This is a genomic window from Pseudolysinimonas sp., assembly GCF_051954455.1.
Classification (GTDB): domain Bacteria; phylum Actinomycetota; class Actinomycetes; order Actinomycetales; family Microbacteriaceae; genus Pseudolysinimonas.
The window spans coordinates 1-21,763 of record NZ_JBQCHS010000013.1 but is presented as its reverse complement, the minus strand read 5'-3'; the positions used below and the strand labels follow the sequence as shown (position 1 = coordinate 21,763).

Below are 21,763 nucleotides of genomic sequence, written 5' to 3'. Positions count from 1 at the left end.
CTGTGTTCCTCATCGGCCGGTCGGGTTCCAGCCATCGGCGCCCGCGAGGTAGCTCGCGGCGGTGAAGCCGCCCGCCGCGGCGTCGCTCAGCTGCGGTCGCGTCGTCGGGTCGACGATCGCGGCACCCGGCCCCGAGTTCTGGTACTCGGAGAAGCGGCCCGCGGTCCACGTGGTCACGGCATCCCAGTCGTTCCAGGGCTTGGCGACGACGATCGCGGCGCCGAGCGCCGTGTTCCGCACGACGACCTGGGCCTGGCCCTGCGTCGAGTACGGCCGACCAAGGTAGATCGTGTTCGCGGCGCCGTCGGTCACGATGCTGCTGTTCGTGATCAGGAAGCCGTAGGGCGAACCGGCGGCGATCGACGAGTCGGTGAGGGAGGCGCCCGGCCGGTCGAGCACGTGGATCGTGCTCCGGTCGACGACGGTCACCGCGCGGCCGACGATCAGATCCGCGCCGCCCTCGATGAACGAGTTCGTGATGTAGATACGGCTGAACGTCGTGCTGTTGGCCGTGGAGGCGAGCACCGTCTGCTTGTCGCCGAGCAGTCGGACGTTGTCGAACACCTGCTTGTCACCGGCCTTGACCTGGACGGCCGTCGCCTGGGCGCCCGCCGAGGCGGCGACGCTCTGCAGCGTCAGCGATCGGAAGGTCCACTGGTTGCCGGAGACGGACATCGTCGGCACCGTTCCGCCGGGCGCCGTGATGACGACGTCGGCCGGGTTGCCGGTGGCGCCGACGATGTTGACGCCGTAACGGTTGCCGCTCACGACCGGACCCGTGTAGGTGCCAGGTTTCACGAGGATCGTGCGGTACCCCTGCGAGCTGTAGTCGGCGTTGTTGGCGAGGCTGCCGGGGTTGGCCGCCACGAGGGCGCCGGTGCCGTCGACCTGCCCGAGCACCGCCTGCAGGGTCGTGGCGTCGCCGGAGCCGTCGGCCGCGACGACGATGTCGACCTTGAGGGGCGTCGCCGCGGCGGCCGCGGAGGGCGCCGACGCGTTGCCGGATCCGTCCTTCGACACCACGGTGTAGGAGTACGTCGTGCCGATCGCCACGGTCGGGTCCGTGAACGACGTGCCGGCCGCGCCGACGGAGCCGATCAGCGCCGCGGTGCTCGAGCCGGAGGCGCGGTACACGTCGTAGCCGGCCAGGTCGGCGTCGCCGACCGCCGTCCAGTGGACGGTCACGGCGTTGCGACCGAGGACGGTCGAGACGCCCGTCGGGACCGCGGGCGGCACGTTGTCGCCGGGCGCCGGGACGACCGCGGCGCTGCTGCTCGGCGCCGACTCGTTGCCGGCGGTGTCGACCGCGGTCACGCGGTAGGCGTAGGACGTGCCGTTGACGAGCCCCGTATCGGTGAAGGAGGCGGCGGCGAGGGGAGCCGAGGTGATCTTGGTGCCGTCGCGGTACACGTTGTAGCCGGCGAGGTCGGACTCGGCGTTCGCGGTCCAGGAGAGGATCGCCTTGCCGTCCGCCGCGACGCCGCTGAGGCCCGTGGGAGCGGCCGGCGGCGTGGTGTCGGCGGGTGTCGCCGTCACGGTCGTGGCGCCGGCGCGGTTGCCCACGGCGTCGAGCGCCACCACGGCCCAGGTGTAGGTCGAGCCGTTGACGAGACCCGCGTCGACGAAGGACGACACGAGGCCGACCCGGGCGACGAGGGTCGCCGGGGAGGGCGTCACGCCGGAGCCCGCCGCACGGTAGATCGCGTAGCCGGCGAGGTCGGCGTCCGTCGGAGCCGTCCAGCTCAGCGTCGCCGTCGCATCACCGGTGGTCGCCGTCAGACCCGTGACGGGCCCGGTCGGCGTCACGTCGGCCGGGGTGGCCGGGTCGGCGATCGCCGGGTACCAGCTCGGGGCGCCGATCCAGTTGGCGACGGTGACCCCCACGGAGTCGGCCGGCGACAGTTGGGGACGCGTGGCCGTGACCGTCGCGCCCGCGCCGGTGTTGGCGTACTCCGCGAACCGCGCGTTGAGCCAGGCGTACCCGTTGAAGTCCTGCCACGGGCTGGACTTGATACCAGCCGCCATCGCGGTGTCGCGGATGATCGCCTGCGGGGCGTTCGACGCGCTCGTCGGGCCCTGCGCGTACGGGGCTCCGAGCCGCACGTCGCTCACTCCGGGGGCCGGGGCGATGCTCGACCCGATCACGAGGATCCCGTTGCCACCGGTCGCCGTCGTGGACGGGATGAGCACGGTGCCCGAGGTGCGGGTGGGGATGATCGTGCTGGCGTGGATGACGAGGGTCGCCCGGCCGAGCACGATGTTCGTCGCGCCCGTGATGGTCGACGCCTCGATCAGCTGCCGGCTGGTCGCGCCCGCGGTCGGCACGTCGGCCCACACCGCGCGATCGGTCGCGCTCAGCGCGACCCCGCTCAGCAGGATCTTGTCTCCGGTCATGGACACGGCCGGCCCGTTGCTGACGCCGGAGGTGTTCTGGATGCCGATCCCGGAGACGCTCACGTTCGATCCGGTGATCGTCATTGTGGGCGTCGCGGTGGCGTTCGTCAGGGTGACGTCGCCCGCGCCGGCCCCTCCGCCGACCACGGTCACGTTCGACCGGGTGATGGTGGTGGTGCCGCTGTAGGTGCCGGGGGCGACCTGGACGACCCACGGCGCGGTGCCGGGCGCGGCGTCGACCGCCGCCTGCAGGGTCGGGTACGCACCGCCGGCCTGCACGGTCGCGTCGATCCGCATCGCGGGCGTGACGCTCACGGTGGCGGAGAGCGGCGACTCGTCGCCGGCCGCGTCGAGGGCGCTGACCTGGAAGCCGTACGAGCGGCCGTTCAGCAGCCCGGTCGCGGTGTATCCCGCGCCGCTCGTCGTGGCGACGAGGCTCCCGTCGCGGTAGACGCGGTACCCGACCACGTCGGCCTCCGCGTTCTCCTGCCAGCTCAGAACGGCCTGCCCGCTCCCGGCCGCGGCGCTCAGACCGTAGGGCGAGGTCGGGGCGGTCTGCGGGGTCGGATCCGCGACGGGGTTCCAGCCGTCGCCGCCCTGGAGGTAGGCGGCCGCGGTGCGGGAGGACGCCTGGTCGGCGTTCAGCTGCGGGCGGTTCGCGTTGACGGTCGCGCCGGGGCCGGTGTCGCCGTACTCGGCGAAGCGGCCGTCGGTCCACGCGTTGGGCGCGAAGTCGATCCAGGGCTGGGACGTCGTGATCCCGGCGGCGATCCAGGTGTTCTTGATCGTCGTCTCGCCGCGCGAGTTGTCGGCGTAGGCGCCGTCGTTCCAGGCGCGCCACGGACGGCCGAGCGCGAAGGCGCCGTCGTTGTCGCTCGCGATGCGGCTGTCGACGACCAGGTAGCCCTTCGCCTTGCTCGCGGTGCTCGGCGCGAAGATCGTTCCGCCGGTGTGCGCGGTGGCGTGGAAGGTCGTGCGGTCGAAGACGGCGGTGGCGCGGCCGAAGACGAAGTCGACGTTGCCCTCGATGAAGCTGTCGACGTAGTACTGGCGCGGGTACCCCGAGCCGTCCGCCGAGATGCCGCCGCTGGCGTCCGCGTTCAGGGTGTCCTGGACGCCGAGGAGCCGCACGTCCTGGTAGACCTGCCGGTCTCCCGTGGCGCGGAGGGCGACGGCCTGGGTGTTGAAGTTGCCGATCTCCGGGTGCGATGCGCTGTCGAAGGAGTTCTGGATCGTGAGGTCGCGGACCTGCACGCCGGCGCCGCCGAGGGTCACCGTCGCGCTGCCGGCCGTGCCGCAGGTCGTGGCCGTGACGGCGGGGCAGGTCGAGGCGGAGGCCGCGGTGCCGTTCGCGTTGTCGAACGTCAGGACGACGTCGCGCGGGTCGCCCGTCGTGCCGGCGATGATGATGTTCGCCTTGGAGGACGACACCACGCCGCGGTAGACGCCCGGCTTCACGAGGATGACCTTCGGTCGGGCCGGGGTGCCCGCCGGGATGGCGGCGAGGGCCGCCTGCAGGGTCGTGACGTCGCCGGATCCGTCGGCGGCGACGGTCAGGTCGGCGACGAGCGGCGTGACCGCGGGCGTCGCCGAGACGCCGACAGTGGGGGAGATCGTGCCGTCGCGGGTGACGGCGACCACGAGGTAGTCGTAGGCGGTGCCGTCGACCAGCCCCTTGTCGAGGTAGCTCGGCTTGGCGACCTCGGCGACGAGGTGCGCGGCGTCGGCCGCGACCGGGTCGGAGCCCGTGGAGCGGTACACCCGGTAGCCGACGACCTGCGGGTCGACGGAGTCGTTCCACGACAGGCCGATCTGCTGGTGGTCGGGGGTCGCGGTGAGCCCCGTCACGGCGGCCGGCGCGGTGCTCGGCGCGGTGTCGACGACAGGGTTCCAGCCGTCGGATCCGGCGAGGTAGGCCGTGCTCGTGTACGTCGCGGCCTGGTCGTCGGTGAGCTGCGGCCGCGTCGCCGACGTGCCGGCGCCGGGGCCGATGTTGTCGTACTCGGCGAACCGGGCGCTCTGCCACGTGGTGGTGACGCCGCTGTTGATCATGTTGGTCCAGGTCTGCGTGCCGCTGACCACCGGGCCGAGCCAGGTGTCGCGGACCACGACCTGCGCGACGGCGTTGGTGTCGGGCACCGAGCTGCCGTCGGCCTGGGTCTTGCCCGGCTGCCACGGACGACCGAGATTCTGCGATCCGTCCGGGGCGGTGCCGATGATCCGGCTGTCGGTGATGAGGATGCCGTATTTCTGCGAGACGTCCGTGCTCGCCGCGGTCACGGCGCCGTTGGGAGACGTGCCGTGGTCGAGCGCCTTGAGCGTCGAGTCGTCGATCACGACGGTGCCGCGACCGAAGATGAAGTCGACGTCGCCCTCCACGTACCCGCCGTGGAAGTAGGAGCGGGCCGGGGTGGTGGTCGACGGGCTGTTGGCGTACCAGGTGTCCTGGTTGCCGAGCAGACGGACGTTCTCGTACCGCAGGCGGTCGCCCGTGGTGCGCAGGGCGACGGCCTGGCCGTTGGCGTAGGTGCCCTCGACGTAGGCGTTCTCGACGGTCAGGTTCCGCAGCTGCACGTTGTTGCCCGTGATGACGAGCGTTGCGCTGCCGGAGGTGCCGTAGGTGTCGGGGATACCGTCGGTCACGGTGCCCGTGGGGGTGCCCGCGGCGCGGTTGCCGGTGATCACGACGTCGGAGGCGGTGCCGGTCGCGCCGACCACGATGGTGTACGGCTTGGCGATCGTGTCGTACTCGGCGTAGCGACCCGCGGCCAGCGAGATGACCGTGGGGTCGGTGGCGGTGCCCGCGGGGGCGGCGGCAAGGGCCGCGGCCAGGGTGGTGAAGTGGGTCGCGTCGGAGGGCCCGTTCGGGTCGACCGAGAAGTCGGTGACGAGCGGTGCGGCCGCGACGAGCACCGAGACCTCGGCGCTCTGTGCCGACGAGACGCCGCTCCGGCTGTCGGCTGTGACGACGTAGCGGTAGGTCGCGCCGTCGGTGACGGTGCTGTCGCTGTAGCTCGGGACGACGGTGGACGCGATCTTGGTGAACGGCCCGGTCGCGTCGGCGCGGTACACGCTCCATCCGGTGACCGAGGCGGTGGTGTCGTCGCTCCAGGTCAGGTGGACCACGCGGGTGTCCGGCGCGGCGACGAGGTTCGTCGGGGTGGCGGGGACGGTGGTGGAGGGCGCCGTCACCGGGTTCCAGCCGTCCTTGCCCGCGAGGTACTTCTCGGGGGTGGCGTTGGCGGCCTGGCTCGCGGTGAGCTGCGGGCGGTTCGCATTGATCGTCGCGCCGGGGCCGATGTTCGCGTACTCGTCGAAGCGGGCATCCTGCCAGGAGAAGTTGACCTTCACACCCGAGCTGTTGGTCGACGCCATGTCGTCCCACGGCGCGGCCGTGTCGATCGCGGCGGGCAGCCAGGTGTTCATGATGACGACGGAGGCGAGCGCGTCCGGGTCGGCGCTCGGATGCCAGGGACGGCCGAGGTTGATGGTGCCGGGCGCCGCGTCGCTCACGATCTTGCTGTCGGTGATGAGGAAGCCGTACTTGCTGCCCTTGTCGGTGCTGGCGGCCGTCAGGTAGCCGTTGTTGCTCTTGCCGCGGTCGAGCGAGCGGAAGGTGTCGCGCTGGAAGACGGCGGTGCCCGCGCCGAACAGGTAGTCGACGTCGCCCTCGATGTAGCTGTCGACGTAGTACTGCCGGATGCGCGTGGTGGGCTTCGGGGTGTCGGCGAGCAGCGTGTCCTGGTTGCCGAGAAGGCGGACGGTGTCGGCGACGAAGCGGTCGCCTTCGACGCGCAGCGCGACCGCCTGGGCGTTCGTGATCTGCGGGTTGCCGGCCTCGTCGAAGGTGTTCGCGACGGTGAGGTTGTCGAGGGTGACGTTCGACCCGGTCACCGACACGACGGCGCTGCCGGCGGTGCCGAGCGTCGCCTCCGGCTCGTCCGGGTCGCTGCTGCCCGAGGCGCGGGCGGCGCTGATCACCACGTCGCCGGGCGTCGCGCCGGTGCCGTGCAGGGTCACGTTGGAGCGGGAGACCTCGAACGCCTCGGAGTACGTGCCCGGTGCGATGTCGATGCGGTACGCGGCGAGCGAACCCGCGGGGATCGCGGCGAGCGCCTGCGTGACCGTCGGCACGTCGCCCCCCGGTCCGACCGTGATGACCGTCTGCTCGACCGGGATCGGGATGGGCGTGGTGAGCGAGGTGCCGGAGACCGTGCTGCTCGGCTTCGAGATGTTGCCGACGGCGTCCTGCGCCGTGACCCGGTAGTAGACCGTCACGCCCTTGGGCGCGCTCGTGTCCACGAAGCGCAGCGAGGCGCCGGCGTCGGCGACCGGGATGGTCTTCAGGAGCGCGTAGACGCCGGACGAGCTGGTGCTGCGCGAGATCGAGTACCCCGCCAGGTCGAGATCCTTGGGCGCGGTCCAGGCGAGGTCGAGGCCGGCGGTCGGATCCTGGGTCACCTTGAGAGAGGTGGGCGCGCCGGGCGCGACCATCGGGTTCTTCGCCGTGACGGAGAGGTAGGAGGACTGGTTGCCGGAGGTGTCGACGGCACGGACCCGGTAGTAGTCGGTGTCCCCCTCGACGACCGAGAGGTCGCTGAACGAGGGCGTGACGAGGGTCGACGCGGACCCGGTCGGCGTCCAGGGCACGTAGACGTCGTCGCCGTTCCGCTTCATCACGAGGTAGCCGGCGAGGTCGGCCTCGGCGTTCGCCTTCCAGGAGACCGTCACGCCGCCGGTCGGGATCACGGCGACCTTGGGGCTGGAGGGCGCCTTCGGGGGCGTGCTGTCGCGCGGCACGGCGACAGACGCCGACACGGCGGAGCTCGACCCGGCCGCGTTCGTCGCCGTGAGCGTGTAGTACGCGGTGGCGCCCACCGGGGCGCCGGAGTCGGTGAAGCTGGTCGCGGTCGTCGACCCGGCGTTGATGCGGGTGAACGGACCGGCGGCCGAGGCGGAGCGCGAGAGCACGTAGCCGGTCGCGCCGCTCGAGGCGCTCCAGGACAGGGTCGGGACACCGGCCGAGCCGAGCTTCGCGACGAAGCCGGACGGTGCGGCAGGGGCGACCGGTGCTCCGGCCGGACGGGTCGCCGACGCGGAGGCGGAGGAGGAGACGTTGCCGCTGAGATCGATCGCGGTGACGCGGTAGTACGACTTGACGCCGGCCGGTGCCTGGGCGTCCGTGAATCGGGAGGCGGTGATCGGCGAGGGGGTCAGGAGCGCGTAGCTCCCGCTCGACGAGCCGCTCCGCGACACCGAGTAGCCCCGCAGGTCCGGCTGGTCGTTGTCGGCCCAGTCCAGCGTGATCCCGTCGCCCGCCGCCGTGGCCCTGAGGCTCGACGGCGTGCTCGGCTTGGTGGTGTCCTTGGCGACGATCGTCTTCACGCTCGAGAGCTTCGAGACGTTGCCCGAGGTGTCCACCGCGACCACGGCGTACGAGTAGGACGCGCCGCCCGTCGCGGTCGCGTCGGTCGCCTTGAGCGACGTGGTCGACGTCACGAGGGTCGACGAGGTCGTAACCGCCGGGGTGCTCGAGCGGTACACGCGGTAGGTCGCCAGGTCCCCGGCCGAGACCCTGCCCCAGGTGAGGACGGTCCCGACGCCGCCGTAGTAGCTCGCCGACAGGCTGCTCGGCGACGACGGCGGCGTGGTGTCGGGTGCGGCGAGCGCGCCCTGGAGCGGCACCACGACGCCGACGAGGGCGAGCACGGTGACGGCCGCGCCGATCAGCAGACCCGAACGCCGTCGGGCGCGAGCGGGGGACGTGGGGGACGGGGATGCGGGCGACGCGGGCATGGCCGGGGGGAGCCTTCGGGATTCGTCGCGGCCGATCGACATTCGCCCGGAATCACCGGGTGAGCAGGGGGAAGCGCAGGTCGGGGGGAGGCCGCTGTCAGCGGGGGGAGGGTGCGGGCCCGCACCGTCGGGGAACGCGCGGTGTCCTCATAATGAGGGACCGGATCATCCGGCGCAAGTCCGGGCGTGTCGCCCCCGCGTCCCGGGTCTCGAGGGGCGCCCGCGCTACTCGACCCGCTGGCGCGCGCGGAAGGCCGCGACCTTCGCCCGGTTGCCGCAGGTCAGCATCGAGCACCACCGGCGGTTGCCGGTGCGGGAGTCGTCGTGGAAGACGCGTCCGCAGCCGGCGCACCTGCGGATCCGCCCGTCGTCGGCGGCGAGGATGGCGATCGCGTCGCGGGCGATCGACGACAGCGCCTGCGCGATCCGCACCTGGCCGCCTCCCGCTCGTCGACGACCGCCGTCGAGGACGGGCGGCACGTCCGGCGTCGCCGCGAAGAGGTTGACGGTGTCGACGTCGTCCGCCCGACGGGTGGTCTCGTCGGCGGTCGCGACGACGAGCCGCTCGATGGCGGCGGACAGCTCCTCGGCGTCGGCCGCATCGCGCTCCGTCGCGGGCGCGAGGTGGTCGAACCGGGCGGCGAGCCACGGCGCGACCGCGGAGGCGCGGTCCACGAAGTCGATGCTCAGCGTCACGCGAGCGATCCTCTCAGGCGCGACGCTCCCACTCGATGCGGAACGCCGCGTCGAAGCGCCGTGAGCACCTGCCGCAGCTGAGCGGCCGGGTCGGCGCGCGGTAGCGGTAGTGGCGGTGGCCGGCGGGGCAGGTGCCCACCCACGGCGCCAGCTCGCTCGCGACGGCACCGTCATGGAGCCGCTTGCCCACGTAGCCGAGGTCCTGGGCCGTGCGCTTCCACCGCGGTCCGTGACCGGCCGCGGGCCCGGCGAGCGCGTGCGCGACCTCGTGCAGCAGCACCTGGTGGATCTCGTCGTCCTCGTAGCGCTCGGCCAGCAGCTTCGAGACCGAGATCCGCTTGCGGTCGTAGTTGCAGAGCCCGGCGCGGGTGCGTGCGTTGTCGAACGCGAAGCTCCAACCGTCGTCGAGGTGCAGCCGGATGAGGGCCTCCGCCCACGTGCGCACCCGGTCCAGCTCCGCCATCGTGCGTCCATGATGCGGGATGCGGCGGACGTCGCGCCGGATCGTCGCCGACGTCAGGAGGCCGGCACCCCGATCCGCAGCAGCCGGTCGTCGCCGGGCCGCGGCGTCCCGCGCCCGTCGGTGTTGTCGGTCAGCACGAGGAGGCCCCCGTCGGGGCCCGGCGCGACGTCGCGCAGCCGCCCGCGGCTGTCGTCGCCCGCGAGGAGCACGGAGCTCGCCGCGCGGCCGTCCTGGCCGATCGTGATGCGCCAGAGCCGCTCGCCGCCGAGGCCGGCCATCCAGAGCGAGCCGTCGAGGAACGCGAGCCCGCTCGGGCTCGCGTCGTCGGTGCGCCACTGCGCGACCGGGTCGACGAACCGGTCGTCACCGGCCTTCCCCTCGACGGTCGGCCAGCCGTAGTCCGCGCCGGGGCGGATGCGGTTCAGCTCGTCCCAGGTGTCCTGTCCGAACTCCGACGCCCAGAGCTGCCCGTCCGCGTCCCAGGCGAGACCCTGCGGGTTCCGGTGCCCGTACGAGTAGACGTAGGAGCCCGGGAACGGGTTATCGGCCGGCACCCGCCCCTCCGGCGTCATCCGCAGGATCTTGCCGTTCAGCGAGTCGAGCTCCTGCGCGTCGGACGTCGTGCCCGCGTCGCCGACGGTGACGTAGAGCATTCCGTCCGGGCCGAACGCGATGCGGCCGCCGTTGTGATTGCCGGCCTTCCTCATGCCCTTCAGCACGACCTGGGGAGAGCCGAGCACGAGGCGCTGTCCTGCGCCTGTCGAAGGGCCGTCGCCGAGCCGCATCCGCACCACGCGGTTGTCGTCCGCCGTCGTCTCGTAGGCATAGAGCCATCCGTCGCGGAACGCGATCCCGAGCAGGCCGGCCTCGCCCTGGTGCACCACGCCGGGAACGGTGCCGATCGGGCGCGGCTCGCCGCCGTCGACGCGCATGATCCGGCCGTCGTCGCGCTGGCTGACCAGGATCGTCCCGTCGTCCCGGCGCAGGATCGACCACGGGCTCTCGAGACCGGTCACGACGTCCGAGACCACGGCCCGTCCCGATCCGGTCGGACGCGGGTCCGGCGCGGGCACGGACGCGCAGCCGGCGAGCAGCACCACTGCGACGACCGCCGCCGCGATGGGCCCGCCGGCTCGTCTCATCCGCCGAGCCGTCGGGTGAAGATGCTGCGGTTCGGATCGGGCGACCCCTGGGCGTTGTCGTCGGTCGTCACCGGCGCGCCCGCGGTCCAGTCGCGCAGATCGACGCCGGTGAGCAGCCCCGCCGGGTGCGGTCCGCCGGCGAGGATGCGGCCCATCCACTCCTCGGGCAGCTCGCGCGCCGAGCCCACGAGCACGAAGTTGCCGAAGCGCCGGCTGCGGATCACCTGCGGCTCCGCGAGGACCGCGACCCGCTCCGGTGCGCCGAAGACGTCGAGGAGCGTGGCCGCCTGCGACCGGGCGAAGGCGGCGTTCGGCGAGCCGCTCAGCCCGCCGTCCGCGATGTTCACGAGCATGACCCCGTCCGGTGCGAGGAACGCCGCGCCCGCCGCGTAGAACTCCCGGCTCGTGACCTGGGGCGGCGTGAGCGCCCCGCCGAAGACGTCGACCACGAGCAGGTCGACCGTGCCGCGGAGGCCGCCGGGCAGCTTCTCGAGCGTCGTCCGCGCGTCGCCGTATCGCACCCGGATCGACGCCCCGCGCGGGAGGGGGAGCGCGCCGCGCACGAGCTCCACGAGCTTCGGCTCCAGCTCGATGACCTGCTGACGCGACCCGGGCCGCGTCGCCTCGACGTAGCGCGGGATCGTGAGACCGCCCGCCCCGAGGTGCAGCGCCGTGAGGGGCTCACCCGGCTGCTTGAGACGGTCGATGACATGGCCCATCCGGCTCACGTACTCGAAGAACAGCTCGGTCGGGTCGTCGAGGTTGACGTGCGACTGCGGCGTGCCGTCGACGACGAGTTCGTACGCGCCCGGCACGAACCGATCGGGACGGATCAGCGCGCGCAGGCCGCTGTCGAGGGTGACCGAGGGCTCCGCATCCATCCCCTCCATCCTCCCGCACGCCGCGCTTTTCCACCCGCGTCTCCACCCCCGGGTGGTGCCGCCGGATCCCGCCCCGGCGGATCGTGGACGTCATGAGCATCGTGAACATCGCCGAGGCGCTCCTCGGCGTCGCCCTCCTGATCTGGATCCTCTACCGCCAGATGACGTGGACCGCGGTCGACGTCGGCCGCATGTGGCGCATGCCGCTGATCCTCGGGATCATCGGGCTCGCCACGCTGGCCACCTCGGGCAGCGCCGCGAAGCTCACCGCCGCCGACCTCGGGCTCCTCGCGATCGAGCTCGCCGTCGCCCTCGTCACCGGCGCCCTCATGGGCTTCGTCGCCGTGTTCCGGCCGATCACCGAGCAGAGCCTCACCCGCTGGCGGGCGCGCCGCCGCTCGGACGGCCCTGAGCCGACGACCGAGTCGCGCACCGGCTGGATCGGGCTCGCGCTCTGGATCGTGATGATCGCCGTCCGCGTCGGCCTCGGCTTCTGGGGGCACCAGATGGGATCGGCGCTCGCCGAGTCGTCGGGCGTGATCCTGCTCGTCGTCGCCGTCAACCGCGGGGTGCGCACGCTCGTGTTCTCGATGCGGCACGATCGGCACCTGAGCAGCGTCTCGGCGCGATGATGGGGGCGTGAGCCTGGGGTCCGCGGCAGGGGTCGACGACGATCGTCGGCCCCTCGGCCGTGCGTTCTCCGTCGCCGGCTCGATCTTCGTGAGCGCCTTCGTCGTGCGGGAGGTCGTCGAGGAGCGACTAGAGCCCTGGATCGCCGCCGTCGCGCTGGTCGCGGTGGTGTCATGGCTGCTCGCGAGCCTCCTGCCGTCCCGCCTCGACCGGGTGCGGATCCCGCTCTGGTTCGTCGCCGTCGGCGCCGGGTCGCTGGTCGCGTGCGCCACGCAGGTCGTCGGCTTCGTCCCGGCGCTCATCGGCTTCGCCTCGCTCATCCGGCGCCCCGGGCGCCCGCTCGCGTACGCGTTCGCGGCCGGGGGGCTCTCCCTCGCCCTCCTCGGCGCCGGAGCGCTCATCGCGCCCCAGCCGGTGCAGCTCATCAGCTCGGTCGCGGCGCTTCTCATCGCGGGGCTCGTCGCCTTCAGCCGACGCCAGTACCGCGCGAGCGAGCAGCAGGAGCGGCTGCTCCTCGCGGAGCGGCTCGCCGTCGAGCAGGAACGGGCCGAGAACGCCGCGCTCGCCGAGCGGTCCCGCATCGCCCGCGACATCCACGACGTGCTCGCGCACTCGCTCGGCGGGCTCGTGCTGCAGCTCGACGCGGTGGAGGCGCTGCTCGAATCGGGGCGCGACGACGAGGCGGCGCGACGGGTGACCGCGGCGCGCGGGCTCGCGGCGGAGGGGCTCGAGGAGGCGCGGCGGGCGGTCGACGCCCTCCGCGATCCGGAGGCGGCGCAGGACCCCGGCGCGGCGATCCGCGCGCTCGTCGAGACGCACCGCTCGCTCGGCGCCCGGGCGGAGCTCCACGAGTCCGGCGACCCCGGTCCGCTCGATGCGGCGGCCGCGGGTGCCCTGCGGCGAGCCGCGCAGGAGGTGCTGAGCAACGCCCGCCGGCACGCGCCCGGCATGCCGACGGAGCTGACCCTCGACTGGAGCCCGCGCGACGTCGCGTTCCGGGCGAGCACGGCGCTCGCCGCGGGAGCGCCCCGGGCCTCGGTCGGCGGGGGCCACGGCCTGACCGGCCTGCAGGAGCGCATGACGGCGCTCGGCGGCAGCGCGACCGCGGGCGTCCGGGGCCGGGCGTTCGTGGTCGAGGCGCGCATCCCGCGTGCGCGGGGTGCGCAGGAGGAGAAGGAGACGGTGTCCGCATGATCCGCGTGCTCGTGGCCGACGATCAGGCGATCGTGCGCGACGGTCTCGTCACCCTGCTGTCGGTGCTGCCCGACGTCGAGGTGGTGGGGGAGGCCGTCGACGGCGCGGAAGCCGTGCGGCTCGCCGGCGAGACCGCGCCCGACGTCGTGCTCATGGACCTGCGGATGCCCGTGCTCGACGGTGCGGGGGCGACGGCCCGGATCAAGGCGGCCGACCCGTCGGTCGCGGTCGTGGTGCTCACGACGTTCGCCGACGACGCGTCGATAGCGGGCGCGCTCGGCGCCGGAGCGCGGGGCTACCTCACGAAGGACGCGGGACGGGAGGAGCTGGCCGCCGCCATCCGCTCGGCCGCCGCCGGCCAGTCGACCTTCGCCCCGGAGGTGGGGGAGCGGCTCGTCGCCGGGTTCGCCTCCGCGCCGGCCGCGCCCGCGCCGCTCGTCGACCGCTTCGCCCAACTCACGCGGCGCGAGGCGGAGGTGCTGGAGCGGATCGCGGCCGGCCGCAGCAACGCCGAGATCGCACGCGACCTCTTCCTCAGCGTCGCGACGGTCAAGTCGCACGTGAACGCGATCTTCGCGAAGCTCCCCGCGCGCGACCGCGCCCAGGCGATCGCGCTCGCCCTCGGCTCGGCCCCCGACCGACCCTGACCCCCGCGACCCTGGCGACCATCCTCGAGTCGTGCGAAACCGCGGGTCCGCGACCGGATCGCGCGTGGTTCCGCACGACTCGACGGGGTGAGATGCCGGCCATCACGGACTTCGGTGCGGGGTTATAGCGCTGATCCGGAATCAAGTCAAGGAATAGCTGGACACGGCGCGTCGTTTCCCCCTATGCTTGTTCTTTGCGCTCCCCACTTCTCCGTGCCGTCATATTGCGGTCAGCACGCGCGCGCAGAAACCCTCCCGAGAATAGCGGCGGGACGGTGTCTGAGAGGGAGCCCTTCTCCATCACCCACACACGAGAGGCCGACGGGCCTCACGGAGGTTGCATTTCCCTTGGCTGCTGCGCGCTCCGCATCCAGTAACAACGCTCCCAAGAACGGTCGGACCGCATCGCGGCTCTCGTTCGCCAAGATCGCCGACACGCTGACCGTGCCCGATCTCCTCGCCCTGCAGACGGACAGCTTCGACTGGCTCGTCGGCAACGAGAAGTGGAAGGCCCGCGTCGCCGCGGCGAAGGAGGCCGGCGACGCCGGCGTTCCCGAGACCACCGGACTCGACGAGATCTTCGAGGAGATCTCCCCGATCGAGGACCTCAGCGAGACCATGCAGCTGAGCTTCTCGAACCCGGAGCTCGAGGAGCCGAAGTACTCCATCGACGAGTGCAAGGAGCGCGGCAAGACCTACGCCGCTCCGCTGTACGTCAACGCCGAGTTCATGAACCACATGACGGGCGAGATCAAGACCCAGACGGTCTTCATGGGCGACTTCCCGCTCATGACCGACAAGGGCACGTTCATCATCAACGGCACCGAGCGCGTCGTCGTGTCGCAGCTCGTCCGCTCGCCCGGCGTCTACTTCGAGCGCCAGCAGGAGAAGACCTCCGACAAGGACGTCTACTCGGCCCGCATCATCCCGAGCCGCGGTGCGTGGCTCGAGTTCGAGATCGACAAGCGCGACCAGGTCGGCGTGCGCATCGACCGCAAGCGCAAGCAGTCGGTCACCGTGTTCCTCAAGGCGCTCGGCATGACCTCCGAGGAGATCCTCGAGAAGTTCGCCGGCTACGAGTCGATCGCGTCGACGCTCGAGAAGGACCCGATCCTCACCAAGGAGGACGCGCTCCGCGACATCTACCGCAAGCTCCGTCCGGGCGAGCAGGTCGCCGCCGAGGCCGCCCGCGCGCTCCTCGACAACTTCTACTTCAACCCCAAGCGCTACGACCTCGCGAAGGTCGGCCGCTACAAGGTCAACCGCAAGCTCGGTCTCGACGCGCCCCTCAAGGACTCGGTGCTGACGATCGACGACATCGTCGCGACCATCAAGTACCTGGTCGCGCTGCACGCCGAGCAGACCACCCTCCCGGGCGTGCGCGACGGCAAGCCGGTCGAGCTCCGCCTCGACGTGGACGACATCGACCACTTCGGCAACCGCCGCATCCGCGCGGTCGGCGAGCTCATCCAGAACCAGGTCCGCACGGGTCTGTCGCGCATGGAGCGCGTCGTCCGCGAGCGCATGACCACGCAGGACATCGAGGCGATCACGCCGCAGACCCTGATCAACGTGCGACCCGTCGTCGCCGCGATCAAGGAGTTCTTCGGCACCTCGCAGCTGTCGCAGTTCATGGACCAGAACAACCCGCTCGCGGGTCTCACCAACAAGCGCCGCCTCTCGGCCCTCGGGCCCGGCGGTCTGTCGCGTGAGCGCGCCGGCGTCGAGGTCCGCGACGTCCACCCGTCGCACTACGGCCGCATGTGCCCGATCGAGACCCCGGAGGGCCCGAACATCGGCCTGATCGGCGCTCTCGCGTCGTTCGCGCGCGTGAACTCGTTCGGCTTCATCGAGACGCCGTACCGTCGCGTCGAGAACGGCAAGGTCACCGACAAGATCGACTACCTGACCGCCTCCGAGGAGGACGAGTTCATCGTCGCGCAGGCGAACGCGCCGCTCACGGGCGACCGCCACTTCGCCGAGGACCGCGTCCTCGCGCGCAGCAAGGGCGGCGAGGTCGACCTCTTCCACCGCGAGGACGTCAACTACATGGACGTCTCCCCGCGCCAGATGGTGTCGGTCGCGACGTCGCTCATCCCGTTCCTCGAGCACGACGACGCGAACCGCGCGCTCATGGGCGCGAACATGCAGCGCCAGGCCGTGCCGCTGCTCCGCTCCGAGTCGCCGCTCGTCGGCACCGGAATGGAGGGCTACGCGGCGATCGACGCGCGCGACGTCGTCGTGGCCGAGAAGGCCGGTGTCGTGGCGGAGGTCTCCGCCGACGTCGTCACCGTCCAGCTCGACGAGGGCGGCACGCAGGAGTACTTCCTGCGCAAGTTCGAGCGCAGCAACCAGGGCACCTCGTACAACAACCGCGTCGTCGTCAGCCAGGGCGAGCGCATCGAGGTCGGCCAGGTCATCGCCGACGGCCCCGCGACGGAGAACGGCGAGCTCGCGCTCGGCAAGAACCTCCTCATCGCGTTCATGCCGTGGGAGGGTCACAACTTCGAGGACGCGATCATCCTCAGCCAGAACCTGGTGAAGGACGACGTCCTCTCCTCGATCCACATCGAGGAGTACGAGGTCGACGCCCGCGACACCAAGCTCGGCAAGGAGGAGATCACCCGCGACCTCCCGAACGTGAGCCCCGACCTGCTGGCCGACCTCGACGAGCGCGGCATCATCCGCATCGGCGCCGAGGTCTCGCCCGGCGACATCCTGGTCGGCAAGGTCACGCCGAAGGGCGAGACCGAGCTGTCGGCCGAGGAGCGCCTGCTCCGCGCGATCTTCAACGAGAAGAGCCGCGAGGTCCGTGACACCTCCCTCAAGGTGCCCCACGGCGAGGAGGGCACGATCATCGGCGTCAAGGTGTTCGACGCGCAGGACGGCGACGACGAGCTCGGCTCGGGCGTCAACCAGCGCGTGGTCGTCTACATCGCCCAGAAGCGCAAGATCACCGAGGGCGACAAGCTCGCCGGACGCCACGGCAACAAGGGCGTCATCTCGAAGATCCTGCCGGTCGAGGACATGCCGTTCCTCGCGGACGGCACGCCGGTCGACGTCGTGCTGAACCCGCTCGGCATCCCGGGCCGCATGAACTTCGGCCAGGTGCTGGAGACCCACCTCGGGTGGGTGGCCAAGCAGGGCTGGGAGGTCGAGGGCTCCCCGGAGTGGGCGAAGAGGCTGCCGAAGGAGGCCCACTCGGCCGCCCCCGGCACGAAGGTCGCGACCCCGGTGTTCGACGGTGCGCTCGAGGAGGAGATCGAGGGGCTGCTCGACTCCACCATCCCGAACCGCGACGGCGAGCGGATGATCGGCAGCTCCGGCAAGACCCAGCTGTTCGACGGCCGCTCCGGCGAGCCGTTCCCGGACCCGGTCTCGGTCGGCTACATGTACATCCTCAAGCTGCACCACCTGGTGGACGACAAGATCCACGCCCGCAGCACCGGCCCGTACTCGATGATCACCCAGCAGCCGCTCGGTGGGAAGGCGCAGTTCGGCGGTCAGCGCTTCGGCGAGATGGAGGTGTGGGCCCTCGAGGCCTACGGCGCCGCCTACGCCCTCCAGGAGCTGCTCACCATCAAGTCGGACGACATCCTCGGCCGCGTGAAGGTGTACGAGGCGATCGTCAAGGGCGAGAACATCCAGGAGCCCGGCATCCCGGAGTCGTTCAAGGTGCTCATGAAGGAGATGCAGTCGCTGTGCCTGAACGTCGAGGTGCTCGGCGCCGACGGTCAGCCGCTCTCGCTCAAGGACACGGACGACGAGGTCTTCCGTGCCGCGGAGGAGCTCGGCATCAACATCTCCAGCCGCTTCGAGACGTCGTCGATCGACGACATCTGAGCCGGCTCACATCGACTGTCACTGACTGAGACATAGCGAAAGAAGACACGACACGTGATCAGTGCAACCTCCTTCGATCAGCTCCGAATCGGTCTCGCCACCAGCGCGGACATCCGCGCCTGGTCCTACGGCGAGGTCAAGAAGCCGGAGACGATCAACTACCGCACGCTGAAGCCCGAGAAGGACGGGCTCTTCGGCGAGCAGATCTTCGGGCCCTCCCGCGACTGGGAGTGCTCCTGCGGCAAGTACAAGCGCGTGCGCTTCAAGGGCATCGTGTGCGAGCGCTGCGGCGTCGAGGTCACCAAGTCCTCGGTGCGCCGTGAGCGCATGGGCCACATCGAGCTCGCCGCGCCCGTGACCCACATCTGGTACTTCAAGGGCGTCCCGTCGCGCCTCGGGTACCTGCTCGACATGGCGCCGAAGGACCTCGAGAAGGTCATCTACTTCGCCGCCTACATGGTGATCTCGGTCGACGAGGAGGCGCGTCACCAGGACATGCCGGGCCTCGAGAACGAGCTCCGTCTGGAGATCTCGCAGCTCGAGCAGCAGCGCGACAGCCAGATCGCGACCCGGCTCTCGACGCTCGAGACCGACCTCGCCTCGCTCGAGGAGGAGGGCGCCAAGAGCGACCAGAAGCGCAAGGTCAAGGACGGCGCCGAGAAGGAGATGGGCCAGATCCGCAAGTCGTACGACGAGCAGATCGCCCAGCTCGAGCGGGTGTGGGACGACTTCCGCAACCTGAAGGTCGGCGACCTGAAGCCGGAGGACTCGGTCTTCCACGAGCTGCAGGACCGCTTCGGCCTGTACTTCGAGGCCCACATGGGTGCGGAGGCGATCCAGCGTCGCCTCCAGGCCTTCGACCTCGAGGCCGAGTCGGCCGACCTGCTCGAGCAGGTCGCCAACGGCAAGGGCCAGAAGAAGATCCGCGCGATCAAGCGCCTGCGCGTCGTCAACTCGTTCCTCGCGACCGGCAACTCGCCGGCGGCGATGGTGCTCGACGTCGTGCCGGTGATCCCGCCGGAGCTGCGCCCCATGGTCCAGCTGGACGGCGGCCGCTTCGCGACGTCCGACCTCAACGACCTGTACCGCCGCGTGATCAACCGGAACAACCGCCTCCGTCGTCTTCTCGACCTCGGCGCCCCGGAGATCATCGTCAACAACGAGAAGCGCATGCTGCAGGAGGCGGTCGACGCGCTGTTCGACAACGGCCGCCGCGGTCGCCCCGTCACGGGCACCGGCAACCGCGCGCTCAAGTCCCTCAGCGACATGCTGAAGGGCAAGCAGGGCCGGTTCCGCCAGAACCTGCTCGGCAAGCGCGTGGACTACTCGGGCCGCTCGGTCATCATCGTCGGACCGCAGCTGAAGCTGCACCAGTGCGGTCTGCCGAAGCAGATGGCGCTCGAGCTGTTCAAGCCGTTCGTGATCAAGCGCCTCATCGACCTGTCGCACGCGCAGAACATCAAGTCGGCGAAGCGCATGGTCGAGCGGTCGCGCCCGCAGGTGTGGGACGTGCTCGAGGAGATCATCCGCGAGCGCCCCGTGCTCCTGAACCGCGCGCCCACGCTGCACCGTCTCGGCATCCAGGCGTTCGAGCCGCAGCTCGTGGAGGGTAAGGCCATCCAGCTGCACCCGCTCGTCTGCGCCGCGTTCAACGCGGACTTCGACGGCGACCAGATGGCCGTCCACCTGCCGCTGTCGGTGGAGGCGCAGGCCGAGGCCCGCATCCTCATGCTGGCGTCGAACAACATCCTGAAGCCGTCGGACGGCCGCCCGGTGACCCTGCCCTCGCAGGACATGATCATCGGTCTGCACCACCTGACGACCCTCAAGGAGGGCGCCACCGGTGAGGGCCGCGCGTTCTCGTCCGTCGCCGAGGCGATCCTCGCGAAGGACCAGGGCTCGCTCGACCTCAACGCGAAGATCCGTCTGCGCATCGAGAACCTGCACCTCTCCGAGGAGGGGGCCGCGGCCCGCGAGGGCTTCGAGCAGGGCTCGACCGCGCTGATCGAGACGACGCTCGGACGCGCGCTGTTCAACGAGGCGCTCCCCACGGACTATCCGTACGTGGAGGCGCTCGCCGACAAGGGCAAGATCTCGGCGATCGTGAACGACCTCGCCGAGCGGTACCCCAAGGTGGAGGTCGCGGCGACGCTCGACCGGATCAAGGACGCGGGCTTCTACTGGGCCACGCGCTCCGGCGTCACGGTCGCGCTCAGCGACATCGTCACCCCGGAGAACAAGCCCGAGATCATCGCGACGTACGAGAAGCGCGCCACCAAGGTGCAGGACGAGTACGACAAGGGTCTGATCGACGACGCCTCGCGTCGTCAGGAGCTGATCGACATCTGGACCGAGGCGACCAACGAGGTGGCCAAGGCGATGCAGGACGCCTACAAGCCGGGCAACAACATCTACCGGATGGTGTCGTCGGGTGCGCGAGGCAACTGGCTGCAGGTGCGCAACATCTCGGGTATCCGCGGCCTGGTCGCGAACCCGAAGGGCGAGACGATCCCGCGCCCGATCATCTCCTCGTACCGCGAGGGGCTGTCGGTGGCGGAGTACTTCATCGCCACGCACGGTGCCCGCAAGGGTCTCGCCGACACCGCGCTGCGCACCGCCGACTCCGGGTACCTCACCCGTCGTCTGGTGGACGTGTCGCAGGACGTCATCATCCGCGAGGACGACTGCGGCACCACCCGCGGCCTCGAGATCCGCATCGCCGACATGATCGACGGCAGGCTCGTCCGTGACGAGAACGTCGAGAACTCGGTGTTCGCGCGGTCGCTGGCCGAGGACGCGGTCGACGCGAAGGGCACCGTCATCGCGGAGGCCGGCCACGACGTCGGCGACGTGCTGATCGACCAGCTCATCGCGGCCGGCGTGGAGACCATCAAGGTCCGCTCCGTGCTCACCTGCGAGTCGGCGGTCGGCGTCTGCGCCGCCTGCTACGGACGGTCGCTCGCGACCGGCAAGCTCGTGGACATCGGCGAGGCCGTCGGCATCATCGCGGCGCAGTCGATCGGCGAGCCCGGCACGCAGCTCACCATGCGCACCTTCCACCAGGGAGGCACCGCGGGCGCGGACGACATCACGCAGGGTCTGCCGCGCGTCACCGAGCTGTTCGAGGCCCGTACCCCGAAGGGCGCGTCGCCGATCGCCGAGGCGGCCGGTCGCGTCCAGATCGAGGACACCGAGAAGCAGCGCCGCCTGATCCTCACGCCCGACAACGGCGACGAGGTGCAGGTCTACCCGGTGCTGAAGCGCGCGACGCTCCTCGTCGAGGACGGCCAGCACGTCGAGCTCGGCCAGCAGTTCGTGGTCGGCAACCTCGACCCGAAGGAGGTGCTGCGCGTCAAGGGCGTCCGCGCCGTGCAGCAGCACCTGGTCGACGGCGTGCAGGGCGTCTACCGCTCGCAGGGCGTGCCGATCCACGACAAGCACATCGAGGTCATCGTGCGTCAGATGATGCGCAAGGTGACGGTGGTGGAGCACGGTGACACCGAGCTCCTGCCGGGTGAGCTCGTCGACCGCTCACGGTACAACGAGATCAACCGCGCTGCGCTCGCCGAGGGCAAGAAGACCGCGTCGGCCCGCCAGGAGGTCATGGGCATCACCAAGGCCTCCCTCGCGACCGAGTCGTGGCTGTCGGCCGCGTCCTTCCAGGAGACGACCCGCGTGCTCACGCAGGCCGCCATGGAGGGCAAGTCCGACCCGCTGGTCGGCCTGAAGGAGAACGTCATCATCGGTCAGCTGATCCCGGCCGGTACCGGCCTCAGCAAGTACCGGAACGTCTCCGTCGAGGCGACCGAGGAGGCGAAGGCGGAGCGTTACCCGAATCGCATCTTCTCCGACGACGCGGTGTTCAACGAGTCCGACCTGAGCTTCGTCGACTTCGACTGCTTCTCGACGGACGACTACCCCCCCGGCACCTACAACTGCGGCGGGCGGGGGGGGCGCCGCCCCCCCCCCCCCCGCGACTCAGTTGTACGTGCCGGGCGTGAAGTCGTCCGTCGAGAAGCTGTCGAAGTCGACGAAGCTCAGGTCGGACTCGTTGAACACCGCGTCGTCGGAGAAGAT

9 protein-coding genes and 1 pseudogene are annotated in these 21,763 nt (G+C 71.1%); 5 read left to right on the top strand and 5 right to left on the bottom strand.

Annotation, left to right across the window (positions count from 1 at the left end; translation table 11 throughout):
* Window positions 1–9 precede the first annotated feature (9 nt).
* The 5 genes from ACTHM3_RS04885 to ACTHM3_RS04865 all read right to left on the bottom strand — a co-directional run bounded on the left by ACTHM3_RS04885 (window position 10) and on the right by ACTHM3_RS04865 (window position 11,372).
* Complete coding sequence (locus ACTHM3_RS04885; protein ID WP_440404977.1) at window positions 10–8,190, bottom strand: pectinesterase family protein; 8,181 nt, start codon at window positions 8,188–8,190, stop codon at window positions 10–12.
* Between the two features lie 225 nt (window positions 8,191–8,415).
* Entirely contained in the window at window positions 8,416–8,886 is a 471-nt protein-coding gene (locus ACTHM3_RS04880) for a CGNR zinc finger domain-containing protein (protein ID WP_440404976.1), read from the bottom strand.
* Window positions 8,887–8,899: 13 nt separating this feature from the next.
* Window positions 8,900–9,349, bottom strand: a complete 450-nt coding sequence (locus ACTHM3_RS04875; RefSeq protein ID WP_440404975.1) for a SprT-like domain-containing protein — start codon at window positions 9,347–9,349, stop codon at window positions 8,900–8,902.
* Between the two features lie 53 nt (window positions 9,350–9,402).
* Entirely contained in the window at window positions 9,403–10,491 is a 1,089-nt protein-coding gene (locus ACTHM3_RS04870; protein ID WP_440404974.1) for a PQQ-dependent sugar dehydrogenase, read from the bottom strand.
* Window positions 10,488–11,372 (bottom strand): spermidine synthase, encoded by an 885-nt coding sequence (locus tag ACTHM3_RS04865; RefSeq protein WP_440404973.1) that lies wholly within the window; start codon window positions 11,370–11,372, stop codon window positions 10,488–10,490. The genes ACTHM3_RS04870 and ACTHM3_RS04865 overlap by 4 nt, the downstream gene beginning before the upstream one ends.
* 92 nt (window positions 11,373–11,464) lie before the next feature.
* On the opposite strand from ACTHM3_RS04865, the gene ACTHM3_RS04860 reads away from it, so the two are divergent.
* From ACTHM3_RS04860 to ACTHM3_RS04840, 5 genes and pseudogenes are all read left to right on the top strand, one after another.
* On the top strand, window positions 11,465–12,004 hold the full coding sequence (locus ACTHM3_RS04860) for a hypothetical protein (RefSeq protein WP_440404972.1): 540 nt from the start codon (window positions 11,465–11,467) through the stop codon (window positions 12,002–12,004).
* Between the two features lie 7 nt (window positions 12,005–12,011).
* Entirely contained in the window at window positions 12,012–13,196 is a 1,185-nt protein-coding gene (locus ACTHM3_RS04855) for a sensor histidine kinase (protein ID WP_440404971.1), read from the top strand.
* On the top strand, window positions 13,193–13,843 hold the full coding sequence (locus tag ACTHM3_RS04850; protein WP_440404970.1) for a response regulator: 651 nt from the start codon (window positions 13,193–13,195) through the stop codon (window positions 13,841–13,843). Before ACTHM3_RS04855 ends, ACTHM3_RS04850 begins: the two co-directional genes overlap by 4 nt.
* Before the next feature lie 348 nt (window positions 13,844–14,191).
* Entirely contained in the window at window positions 14,192–17,686 is a 3,495-nt protein-coding gene (gene rpoB / locus ACTHM3_RS04845; protein ID WP_440404969.1) for a DNA-directed RNA polymerase subunit beta, read from the top strand.
* Between the two features lie 54 nt (window positions 17,687–17,740).
* Window positions 17,741–21,622: pseudogene (locus tag ACTHM3_RS04840) on the top strand (DNA-directed RNA polymerase subunit beta'); the annotation flags it as partial.
* Window positions 21,623–21,763 lie beyond the last annotated feature (141 nt).